This window comes from Streptococcus sp. DTU_2020_1000888_1_SI_GRL_NUU_041A (assembly GCF_032387735.1).
Classification (GTDB): Bacteria; Bacillota; Bacilli; order Lactobacillales; family Streptococcaceae; genus Streptococcus; species Streptococcus sanguinis.
The window spans coordinates 1765203-1777559 of the sequence record NZ_CP135591.1; the positions used below are offsets into that span (position 1 = coordinate 1765203).

Here is a 12357-nt window from a genome sequence, read left to right on the forward strand (position 1 = left end):
TCAATACTCCAATGTACTTATATCCTGAGGCTCTTCATTGACTGTAACACTCTTGACTCTCGCGTCATGCATGCGAATAACCCGGTCAGCAATGGGAGCCAAGGCAGCATTGTGGGTCACGATAATCACCGTCGCCCCTTGATTGCGGGACATATCCTGTAAAATTTGCAGCACTTGCTTGCCGGTATTGTAGTCCAAAGCCCCTGTCGGCTCATCGCAGAGCAAAATCTTAGGATTTTTTGCCACAGCCCGAGCAATAGAGACCCGCTGCTGCTCCCCACCTGACAACTGCGCTGGAAAATTATTGAGGCGATTTTCCATACCAACTGCGGTTAGAACGGCCACTGGATCTTGAGCATCTTTGACGATTTCAGAAGCCAATTCGACATTTTCCTTGGCCGTCAGGTTGGGCACCAAATTGTAAAACTGAAAGACAAAGCCCACGTCATTGCGGCGATAGTCCGTAAGCTGGTGGGAATTGTAGTCAGCAATATTCTGGCCGTCTATCAGGATATCTCCCTCATCATTGGTATCCATACCGCCGAGGATATTGAGCACCGTAGACTTACCAGCACCAGAAGCACCCAGGATAATGACCAGTTCTCCCTTTTCAATCTCAAAAGAAATATCGTGATTAGCGACAATTTCTGTGTCACCTACCTGATAACGTTTAAAGCTATGTTTCATTTCAATGTAAGCCATATCGTCTCTCTCCTTTTCAAAGCTCTTTTCCTTAAATCAACAAGGTGTTGATTCTAAATCACAGATATTATATAATGAGCTTAGATAAAAAGCAATAATCAAAAATCAACAAAGTGTTGATTTAAGGAAAAAGGAAGAAAAATGGTCCAGAAACGAAAAACTAGCACTAAGGAAGACATCAAAGAAGCCTTGATTCAGCTACTATCAGAGGAAAGGTTTGATAATATCTCCATCAGCAAACTCTGCAAACGGGCAGGGATTAATCGCGGCACCTTCTACCTCCACTACCAAGATAAGTATCAGATGGTTGATAGTCTCAAAAGCGACATTATTTCCCAACTTTCTAGTTATAGTATGTTTGAAGCGGAGAATGAATATCCCAAAAAGTTAATGATAGCAAAATTTCATATACTGCGCGCTAATGAACGTCTTATCAATGCCCTGACCAAGAGCCATTATATTGACTTTCGCGGGGCTATTCGGGAGTACATAACCACTATCATTCTGAGTAATAAGCAAAAGGCTTCTACCCAGCGTTTTTTAGAGGAGAATTTTCACATCCCACAGAAATACGCCTTGGAAATCTTCCTATCCAGTGTTGAGGGGATTATTTCTCTTTGGATAGCCGGCGGAGCTCAAGAAGAACCTGAAGAACTCACTGACATAATTTTGACTACTTATAACTATGATTATTTAAGATAAAGGCTCTAGCTTGAAGGATAGCCTGGACAAGAGTCGTTTTTTCCACTATGAAAGGCCGAACATTTTGCTCGGCCTTCTTTTTATTTTAGATTAGTTTTTCTTTGTTTTCTTCAAAAGGAAGAAGACTCCTGCTAGGATAATCAAGCCTGCAAGGCCCATGATGGTCACTTGCTCACCTGTTGATGGCAGGTCTTTTTTCTTGGCCTTGACGGACTGCTCATTTCGATACTGCACTTGGTAAACAGAGAAATGATTGGTCGTGAAGCTGAGGGTCTGGTTTTGATTAACCGTTACATCAAATTTCTCAACCTGCTTGCCATTTTCATCCAGAGCATAGACGGCATCTACTGGCAGGTCTTTGCGAACTGGAATCGTCACAAGGGTTGGACTGACCTGATGCACCGGCTGACCATTCGGATCGGTCAAGCTAATGTCATAGGTATCTGTCGGCTGAATCTTGCTTTCAATTTTTTTCACTGACAGCTGAAGACCAGCCTTGACCAAGTCAGCATTTTTCAAGCGAATGCCAGTTGCGACATCCACCAAGCTGTCATCTTCTACATTGACTTCTGTCCGTGTGTCAAAACTACTAGAAGTTGCTGAAGAAGAATATGACGAACTTTGAGTTGATGAAGCGCTGCTAGAATCTTTGCTGGAGCTATAAGGAGTGGTTTTTGCTGCTTCCTTGATTTTAGCTTCCATTTCTGCTTCTAGCTCTTTCATTTCCTTAAAGACTTGCGCTGCTCGAGCCTGTGTTTCCTCTGTGACTTTGGCTGAAGAGTCTGGCAGAGCTGCATTGGCTGCATCTAGAGCATTTTGCTCCTCAATAAATCGGGCTTCCAAGGCCTTCCACTTGTCTTGGACAGAAGTACCAAAGAGGTCCTGATGCTTGGCTGCCATATCGTAGATATGAGATGCTACCCAGTACCAAGAGTCTGGACTGTAGCTAGTTGTGTTGACCTTATAAGCATCGTAAGTATCCTTGATATTCCCATTATAAGGCAGGTAAGGTGAGAAGCGCGGACTGCCTACCGCCAGCCACATAGTGCCTCCGCCCATATTGGCTGGAACACCGTCTTTGAGCTGGAAGATATGAGCTTCCATGACATTTGGGTTGCCCAGCGGATATTTGTAAACAGGGTCTGTCGTACCACGTTGTGGCAGCCCCTTACCATCTAGCTCCATTTGGTCCAGCGGTTTGAACTGAGTACCCTCAAAGCGATTGCGCTGCATAGCCATGACATCTGCTACACTGATCTTTCTGTCTGTGGAGTGCATGAGATCAAAGTAAGAGTCGTTATAAGATACGGCCGCATTTGGATCTAGACTGGTGATACCTGCCCAGGCACGCGAACGATCTGCCTCTGCCATCGGTGGATTGTAGGACTGAGAAATGTGGAATTTGCCGTCAATTTCTTTATAAGAGTTAGCTTGCTTGGCAACATCCTGAACACCTTTTGAGGCAATGACATTTTCCGTATCATCAAAATCAACACCGCCTAAGAAGAAAGTATTAGGAAAGACTGCATACTTGTCATCTGGGAATTTAATAGCAACATATTGGTGGCCAGATAGGATTTCCATATACCAGACACCAGTCTTGTCAGCAATGGTGATAATATTCCCCTCTGCTGCTCCCTGCTCTCTGACGATCTGTGCCATCAGCTCCACACCCTGACGGGCAGTCTGAACATGAGGCAGAACGACAGTTGTCAGGATAGACTCTGCCAAGCCATTTGCTACATAAGGATCCACTTTTTGGATGGCATCATTAGCCTTGGCAGAAACAGTCGCAGAAATAGAGACTCCGTACTCATTGAAGCCAACCTCGTCAAAAATACCTTGGGATGGGGTCACATCTGAGACCGAGGTATACTTGTAGCTTTCTGCCGGCAGGGTCCATTCAAAACCGTTGGTTTCGTCAACCAGCTTGGCACCACTCGCATTGGTCTTTCTCGGATGAACTAGAAAGACCTTATTGTGATTAGGCTCCAAGTCCTCTGTCCGACCGTAAAGCGTTGTGCCGTCTGCAGTCAGGTCTTTCCCGACGATAAATCCTGTGCAGGCTTCGACCACTTGGAAAGGAAAGAGGAAAATGGTCGAAAGAGCTAACAAGGAACGAAACAATATTTTTTTCATAAAAATATCTCCTTTGTTTTTTTGTAAAAAATTACAAAATTAAATACTATATTCAGTATAGCCTTTTAATTCAGACTTTGCAAGCGATTTCAAGCTCTTGTTTGATATATTCCCTGAAAATTATTTAAATTTCTAAATCTGTCTTTTTCTCCTTCAAAACCAGTCGGTAGACTTCTATAAAGGTAGCAACGAGAAAGGCAAATAAGAAACCGACAACGATGTTAATCCGATGCTCTGTTTCGAAGAAAGGAGAGTTCCAAATAAAGTGATTGGCAACGGTTGACACGACGCACCAGAGACCAAAGAGACGGTATTTCTTGTAAGCCGTGGAAAAGAGAAGATAAACCCCAACAGTCACCACTGCTGTATAGAGAGTATGCGAAGCCAATCCGCCAGCAATTCTGCCAACTGCTTCTAAGGAACCACTATATTGTCCTCCGAAAGTCACTCTGGATACATAGCCAATATCCTCTATGACTTGAAAGCCAAAACCCGAACTCAGTCCAGCGATTAAGACAGACTGAATATCCTTGCGTCCCAAAATGTAGAGAGCGGCAAAGGCTGTCAGAGACTTGAAAAATTCCTCTGCAAAAGGAGCTGTCAGTGCATTTGTCCAATCATTGAAAACAGCAGGATCCTTGATAAAGTTAGAGTTAATAATATCAATCAAACTATTGCCCGCAAAGCTTAGCCAGCCAGAGATAAAGGCACCTCCAAAGAGGGCTGTTGCTAGAACAATCATCTCAACCGATAACTTCTTGGCAAGTTTTTTAATCAAGAAATAGAAAGGCAGGAAAAAAGCAGCTAAAACAGCTAAGTTCAGAACCAAGTCGCGGCCAGCTTCTAAGGTGACATCCTTCTCTGCCATGCTCCCAAGCTCAAACTGCAAGCCGATACCAGCTAGGACTAAGTAGATATAGAGAGCAATTCTTCTTGTTTTATTCATGACTGTCTGCTCCTTTTCTATTTTTTCCTTTGACAAGATAAATCGCTATTCCAATGACAGTCAGCACAAAGATGCCTCCTGCAATAGCAATATCATAGTCAAAATCTTCCAGACGAATGGTCTCCTCTGTGTCAGAGTCCTCTAACTCCTCAATCTCTTCTAAAGCACTTGTACCATATTCAGCCACGACCTTATCTTCAGCAATCTTCTGAATTTCCTTAAGGCGCTTAAAGACTGAATCCGCTCGCTCCATAGAATCTTTTGTTGCTTTCAGACTGGCTTGTTCTGGCTGTTCAGATAGACTAATCTGCTCGTTGTCATGAGCTGGCTGTTCCTCCATCCATTGGCTTTCCATACGCTCAATTTCAGTGCGAATAGAGCCATCTTCAAATAGTTCTGGATATTTTGCAACCAAATCATTGATGCGGCTAACAGTCCAATACCAGGAATTCTCATTGTAGGCTGTACTCATTTCTTGATAAGGCTGAGAGGTATTGCTGATGTTGCCATAGTAAGGGAGGTAGGGTGCATTGCGCGGACTTCCCATGGCCAGCCAGAGAATTCCCCCGCCAGTATTGGCAGGTAAATTATCCTTGAGCTGGAAGATGTGAGCCTCCATGACATTTGGATTGGAGATAGGATATTTATAAACTGGGTCTGCTTTGGTTTTATCAGGAATCCCTTTTCCGTCTAGCTCCATCTGATCTTGTGGTTTAAAGTCTGTTCCTTCCAAGCGATTGCGCTGCAAGTTCATCGCATCACGCAGACTAAGCTTATCGCTGGTTGAGTGCATGAGTTCAAAGTATTCATCATCATATTGCACATCTGCATTGGGATCCAGCGCCTTGATACCAGACCAAACCCGAGAGCGGTCAGCTTCAGCCAGCGGCGGATTATAGGATTGGGCTACATGGAAGCTGCCATTGATTTCCTTATAGGTGCCAGCATCCTGGGCTATTTTTTCAAGATCAGCTGAAAGAATCGTGTTTTCAGTATCATTTTTATCTACACTGCCTAGGAAAAATGTATTGGGAAAAACAGCGTATTTGTCATCTGGAAACTTGATGGCAGCATATTGATGGCCAGAAAGGATTTCCATATACCATACACCCGTCTTGTCAGCAATCGTCACGATATTGCCTTCGGCTGCACCTTTTTCCCTGACAATTTTAGCTAATAACTCTACTCCTTCTTTTGCTGTTTTTACATGAGGCAGGATCACAGAAGTTAAAGCAGATTCAGCGATACCGTCCTTGACATAAGGATCTACTTTTTGAATATCATCATTGGCACTAGCTGAGACTGTCGCAGAGATAGAAACGCCTTCCTCATTAAAACCGGCCTCATCGAAAACTCCCTGCTCTGGTGTCACATCCGGTACCGCCGTATACTTGTAGCTAACAGTTGGCAAATCAAAGCTAAAGCCGTTGGTCTCATCTACAAATTTATCACCAGCCTTGTTATACTTGCGCTCCCGCACCACAAAATTCTTGTTGTGATTGGGCTCTAGGTCCTCTGTTCGACCATAGAGAGTCGAACCATCCGTCGTCAAATCCTTCCCGATAATAAAGCCGGTACAGGCTGAGACAGCCTGAAAAGGAAAGAGTGTAAGAAGCATCAAGGCTGAAATAGCCCAACTGAAAAATTTCTTTTTCATCAGTTTCTCCTTTGTATATTAATTGATAAAATATTTATCGCATATTTAGTATACTATTCTCTTGATATGATTGCAAGCGTTTCCAAAACCTCTTCTGCTAGCTAAAATGAATAAATTCCCCTAGGAAAAAATTACTCTAGCTGTATACCTAGCAGCCCCTCCAAGCCTGTTGTATAAATTTCCATAGGTGTATATCAAGCTGTATAAAAATTTTTTTGTAAAAGAAAAAAGCCAGATAAAATCTGACTTTAAAGACACGTGGCTGCGGAGGCACAACCCGCAGCCGCGCATGTGTCGCAGGAAAGAATGGATAGGAGAAAAAGAACAAACTTCTCTCCTATTACCAAACTGGTTGTTCTTCATAACTTATATTATTTTACCGTCTTCTCTAGACAAGCAATCTTACCATACGCTGACCCGCTTATCTGGAGCCAGATACATGGCATCACCTTCTTTGATTTCTGGATAGGTTTCATAGAAGGCCTCTACATTTTTGAGTTGCTGGTTGACCCGCAGCTCGGAAGGAGCATGAACATCTACCTTCAGGAGAAGTTGGTTAAATTGCAGACTAGCCTTGCTTCTCCAGATATTGGCATAGTTTTCAAAGTAATTCTTCAAGTCTGCATCTGGATATTTCTTTTTCACAACTTCGAGAGTGGCTGAAAGTCCACCCGCATCGGCTACATTTTCTGTTACCGTAAGCTTGCCATTGACCTTGCCACCGTAGATTTCAATACCATCCCACTGCTTGGTAACAGCTTCAATTTTCTTGTCAAAAGCTTTCTTATCTGCTTCTGTCCACCAATTGTTCAAATTCCCTTCTTCATCAAAGTTTGCACCGTTTGAGTCAAAGGCGTGAGTAATCTCGTGACCGATAACCATACCGATACCGCCGTAGTTCTTTTCCATTTCTTGCTTAACATCAAAGAATGGATTCTGCAGGATTGCGGCTGGGAAGTTGATACTGTTATTTTCCTGTGAGTAGTAAGCGTTGATATCATAGGAAGGCATGACCCACTCGTCCTTGTCTACTGGCTCAGAGAAGTGCTCAACATCATATTGATGTTTTGCCTGACTCAAAGCAATTGCATTCTCAAAGAAGGATTTCTTATCGTCTACTTTCAAAGCCTTAGTCACTTCACGAACTTTTTCAGGATAGCCAATATAGAGTTTCATCGTATCCAGCTTCTTGACTGCTTTCTGCTTGGTTTCTTCTGATAGCCATTCGTTTTTCAGCATACGTTCCCGATAGACTTCCTTGATATCCTTGACCATTTGGGTCACTTCTTGCTTGGCTTCCTCACCAAAGTATTTGCGACCGTAGTAAAGACTGAAGACATCTGAAAAAGTTCCTGTTGTCAGATTGTATGCTGCATCTTCTTTTGAAGTTGCTTCCTTAGTACCTTGCAAGGATTTTTGGTACTCTGCAAAAATCAGCCGATAGTCATCGGTTAGAAAACTAGATGCTGATGCTGCCTGCTTCACAAGCATCCAAGATTTGAGCTTGCCAAAGTTCTTGTCATTAACTACCTTGGCAAAATTTTCATAATACTTAGGGTTAGGTACATTGACATCACCAGCTTCCTGGCCTAGATAGTCATTGATAATATCGTGAAACTTAAAGGTATCAGAGTAGGCATTGATGTCTTCAGCCGTCTTAGGATGGTGAAGATTTTTAATTTCCGAAGTTTCTTCATTACTTTGGGCATACTTGGCCAGTTCTCCATCAAATTCTAAGGCTTCTTTGACAATCTTTTCGCTGTTTTTTTCACTGTAGCCCAGCTTTTGCATGGCTTCTTTGAATGCTTTTTCCAGCGGATCCATCATCCTTTTCTTAGCACCTTCATCTTCATAGTAGCTCTTATCCGGCAGCATAAGACTTGGACTGGACAGATTCACTTGTTTCTGATTGGTATTTTCTAGGTTAGAACTAATTTCAAGGGTAAACGGCAGTGCTAGACCACGCTTTTCCCAGTCAACAGCCTTGCCAGCTAGGTCCTTCGGATCGGACAAGTCTTCAATTTCCTTGAGATAGGACTTGAGAGGATCTAAGCCATCCTTTTCCCGCTGCTTGAAGTCAGTCGCTTGCTGGTAGTATTTGATAAACTCAGGCATGCCTTCAATCGTAGACTCTTCCTTACCAGAGACTAGATTTTTGACATCCGCCTTCATCTTATCCTTGACCTTCTCGTTCAGCTCATAAAACACACCGTTAGACGGCTGGTCGCTAGGGATCTCTGCCTTTTCCAGCCATTTTTTATTGATGGCCTGATAGTAATTGGTCCTCACTGTGGCATTCTTATCGATCGGTGTCTCCTGAGGGACAAAGGTCTTATAAGCCCAGTAGCCACCGGCAGCCAAGATTAGGCCGGTCACAGTCAACGTAGAAGTTAGAATGATTTTGGTTCTTTTCTTCATGAGTTCCTCCTTGTATATTAAGTAAATTATAATTGACTTTTTTATTTTACTCATTTACTTTAACATATTCTTTTTTCCTCGTCAACAGAAAACTGAAGGTCTGGAAAAAATTGCCGCAAGAGGAGAGAATAAGGTCTTTCAGTCTGCTTTTAAAAGTGATCTGCTCTAGACTCACACTTAAAGAAAAACTAAAGTTTTCTACCAGCTGTCCTGTTGCTTCCAGCTCTTTTCTCTCCCCCTTGCACTTTCTAGTATAGCCTCTAAACTTCAGATATTTCTCAAGAAATTCTAAAATATTTCTAAAGTTTTTTACTAAAATAAAAAAGACTGGGACAAAAATGCCTCAGTCTAGCTTTATTATCTTCAAAAAATATTGAGGTTGAGATAATTTAAATTTTCTCCCAGACCTTTTAAACCAGAGCCTCAAAATAAGTGAGCCAAGCTAAATTTTCAAAAATCAACTTCTGTCCTACTGTCTTCTACTGAACCTTTTTAGCCAGCATAGTCGCAAAGCGCAGCTGAATTCGATTGCCGTTTTCATCACGTCGATGGAGGTGACCAGGATTTTCATTGTACTTAACCAGCTCCCACCCTTTATAATACTCGGCAAGCTCACCTTCCTTAAAAGTAAAAGGAAAGGGCACAGAGCATGGGAAGTCTTCTGTATCCATAGCACAGACGATGAGATTGTAGCCGCCAAGCGCTGTGTGCTCTTGCATATTGCGGATAATATCCGGAATCCGCTCCGCCTGCAGGAACATAAGTACAACGGTGGAAACAATCAAATCATAAGTCTGGGTCAAACTAGCTGAGTTGATATCGTAGCTACCCACTGGCAGATCTAAATCCTCCTGCTCCACAATGCTCCGTAAGATCTCCAGTGCCAGCTCATTCTGATCTACAGCCGTCACTTCAAAGCCCTGCTTGGCTAGAAAGAGAGCATTGCGACCTTGACCACAGCCTAGGTCTAACGCCCGCCCTGGCCGGACTGTCTGCATAGCTTCCAAAACCTCTGAGTGCACTGGATTACTGCCGTATTTCTTTGGGAAATAATCCTCAGGCCGACAGTAAAACTCCAAATACCACTCTAGGTCATCAGTCAGGGCTTCAACCCGATGCCAAGCTTGGGGCTGGGCAAAAGGATTGTCCTGACCAGCTTCAAAGATGTGCTCAGCCAGCTCCTCACCCTCCTCTGACATCTCGACAAACTTAAGATGTCCCTTGAGAACAGTGATTTTACCCCAAGTTCCCTCTTTGGTATTGTGCTTTCTCTTTACCGCTTCTGGCATGGTCTCAGCAGTCCACAGCGGCATACGTTTATAGGCTAGCAATTCTTCTGTCATAAAAAATCCTTTCTCTGAAAGCCAAGCTACAAATAATCTAACTGTCTTTATCATACTCGAAAAGAACCTACTTGACAAGTGGCAAATTGAAATGTCCTTCCCTGCAAAAAGAAAAAACTGGCCAATCAGCCAGTTCTTTCTCACATAGAAAGTTTACTTTTCAGCATCTATCTCTTTACGACTCATCTAATTATCCTTTCTATTCATCTTAAACATCTAGTCTTTTTAAGCTGATAGCTTAAAGCTATTAGTTACTTCTTAGAAGGTGATACTTGTTCAAAATTATAATACTTGACAAACTCTTCTTGGCTGTTGACAATATGTTCCTGACCATCTATTGAGCTATCTGCTGGAATCGTCACATTTTCAAATAAATTGACTCCTTTTTTATACAGTAACTGTAAAAACGAAAGACTGTTTTCAAAATCAGGTTTGTCAGTCAAAATAGCAATCATACCATTCTCGTCTTCTAAAAGTGCAGCTGATTTAGGATATTTTTGGCGGATAAGGGCAGCCGAAGCTAGTTTTTTACCTTTATTAAGATACAATCCAGAGTTATGTAAAAAATAATCTGATGATAAAGGTAATAACTGACTAAAATACGAAGAGCTTTCAGCTGTCCATTTATCCTGTTCATCACCGGCCTCAACAATCTTACCACTGTTCAAATCAATAGATTTAAGGAAACCGTCTGTATAATTATTTGCTGATGTCTTAAGATAAATATCTAATAACTCTCTTCCCTTACTTACATATACAGTATTTTGTATTCTACTTGGGACAGCATCTGAATCATATTCTCTAACCATCTTAAAAATATCATAATCCTTAGAAGTCAGTTTCCCCCCTTTTGTATTGTAGACGGTAATCCCCCAATACTCTTTCCCTTCTGCTACATTATGAATATTTCCATTACTATTTAGCTTTTGATACTCTTGTACAATTTTTGATCCACCCACTCGTGCATCCTGAGGATACAATCTTTTATTTGCTTTTGTTAACCAATAATCCAAGGGGTTTTCATAAGACCATTTCATTACCAAAGCATTATTATTTTCAATAAATTGATAAGATTGAATTTTCTTTTTTAATGTAATTTTATAATATGGGGTTATATAGTATGCCACATATCCCTGATAAGCTAGATAGGGTAAGAACATAAGCAACAGCAGCACAACGATAATCAACTTACTTTTTTTCGACAATTTCATATATAAACCTCCAGATACTCATTAGACAATAAATTGACATACTTTATTATCCATTATAGCATAAATCAAAAATCAGAGTTGCATACTAAAAAAGACCGGTCGCCCGATCTTTCATCTTGTATTAAAATTCTTCATCTATCTTGCTATATCGCGGTTTTGCTCGCGGCCTTTAATAGACTCGCGCTTGGCGTAAGTGTCATTTGCCAGTAGGTTCATGTTCCCACAATGTCTACTATTCACTTCCTTGTACCTCACTATCCTTCGGATGAGATTCTCGCCAAGCCAAGTAATCTTGGTAAGAGTTGATTGTTGTTACCTCACCAGTGTCTTTATCAGTAATTGACAAAGCTAGTCTATCTTGACCAACCGGCGCAAACCAATGCATTATAAGATTAAACCATTCCTCATAACTATTGTCTCCTTGACGCACGAAAACCTTAATTTTCCCTTCATTTAACTTATGCACAAGCTCTGGATAATCTTGTGATATATTTAGCCCTGTTGGTATATTTGTATGCTTTTCTAAAGAAGGTGTTAGTTTATTATACCAAAGATTCATATTATATCCCTCTTTATCAAACTGCTCTGATAAGTTCGTTAAACTAAGAGCAACATCAAATTGTACCATTCCCTTTGACTGTTCACGAATAACATCAATAACTTTGCCACTATCTAAATCAATAAAAACTTCCTTTAGAGGATAGAATCCCTTCTTTTTCTTATCTTGTTCTTGGAGTGTAATACGAAAATAGTCTTTCCCTTGATAGTAAACCACCTCTCCAGGAAGCTTTACTCCTGCATTAGGATTGTACTTACGAATAAGTGCAAAAATATCGATTTTCTTTTCCTCTTTCTTAGTATCTATATCGTAAGAATGAAGAAAATAATATTCTCCTTTTTTCTGCCTCTCGTCATCAATTCCTAGACTGATGTTTCTCCGCCATTCTTGCTGGTAAAACTTTTCATGCCCTATATCAAAATGATCATTGACATCCGGGGATTCGATTGTAATAATACGGCCTTCCTCCAATGGCTTTATTTGAATATCATCAATCTTAGATGCTGGTCTTTCTGCGAATTCTTCCTTAAATTTTGGCTTAGGCTCTGTTTTATCATAAGAGAGCAGCATCCAAAGTCCAAAAATAGCTAGAAACGAAATGAATATCAAAATATACTTTTTTATTTTAGGTTCTAAACTATTCATCAAGATTCACCTCCTTTTTTTTGAATAGAAGCATA

The 12357-nt window shown here is 41.3% G+C and carries 9 protein-coding genes; 1 reads left to right on the plus strand and 8 read right to left on the minus strand.

What is annotated here, in order from left to right:
- The gene (locus RSK81_RS08690; protein WP_125340958.1) at positions 1-702 is read right to left on the minus strand and encodes an ABC transporter ATP-binding protein; all 702 of its coding nucleotides are present in this window, start codon (positions 700-702) and stop codon (positions 1-3) included.
- Between the two features lie 141 nt (positions 703-843).
- Between RSK81_RS08690 and RSK81_RS08695 the strand changes: the two genes are divergently transcribed.
- Complete coding sequence (locus RSK81_RS08695; protein WP_268689043.1) at positions 844-1404, plus strand: TetR/AcrR family transcriptional regulator; 561 nt, start codon at positions 844-846, stop codon at positions 1402-1404.
- Positions 1405-1494: 90 nt separating this feature from the next.
- On the opposite strand, the gene RSK81_RS08700 is transcribed toward RSK81_RS08695, so the two are convergent.
- The 7 genes from RSK81_RS08700 to RSK81_RS08730 form a co-directional block, all read right to left on the minus strand.
- Positions 1495-3543 (minus strand): C69 family dipeptidase, encoded by a 2049-nt coding sequence (locus RSK81_RS08700; RefSeq protein ID WP_315686544.1) that lies wholly within the window; start codon positions 3541-3543, stop codon positions 1495-1497.
- A gap of 124 nt (positions 3544-3667) precedes the next feature.
- On the minus strand, positions 3668-4489 hold the full coding sequence (locus RSK81_RS08705; RefSeq protein ID WP_002909271.1) for a PrsW family glutamic-type intramembrane protease: 822 nt from the start codon (positions 4487-4489) through the stop codon (positions 3668-3670).
- The gene (locus tag RSK81_RS08710; RefSeq protein ID WP_315686546.1) at positions 4482-6146 is read right to left on the minus strand and encodes a C69 family dipeptidase; all 1665 of its coding nucleotides are present in this window, start codon (positions 6144-6146) and stop codon (positions 4482-4484) included. Before RSK81_RS08710 ends, RSK81_RS08705 begins: the two co-directional genes overlap by 8 nt.
- Positions 6147-6548: 402 nt before the next feature.
- Positions 6549-8618 (minus strand): M13 family metallopeptidase, encoded by a 2070-nt coding sequence (locus RSK81_RS08715; RefSeq protein WP_315686547.1) that lies wholly within the window; start codon positions 8616-8618, stop codon positions 6549-6551.
- A gap of 425 nt (positions 8619-9043) precedes the next feature.
- Positions 9044-9907, minus strand: coding sequence for an SAM-dependent methyltransferase TehB (gene tehB, locus RSK81_RS08720; protein ID WP_061595094.1), 864 nt, complete (start codon positions 9905-9907; stop codon positions 9044-9046).
- A 251-nt stretch (positions 9908-10158) separates the two neighbouring features.
- Positions 10159-11118: a hypothetical protein gene (locus tag RSK81_RS08725; RefSeq protein WP_315686549.1), complete on the minus strand. Its 960-nt coding sequence runs from the start codon at positions 11116-11118 to the stop codon at positions 10159-10161.
- Between the two features lie 232 nt (positions 11119-11350).
- Positions 11351-12322, minus strand: a complete 972-nt coding sequence (locus tag RSK81_RS08730) for a hypothetical protein (protein WP_315686550.1) — start codon at positions 12320-12322, stop codon at positions 11351-11353.
- Between the last annotated feature and the right edge of the window lie 35 nt (positions 12323-12357).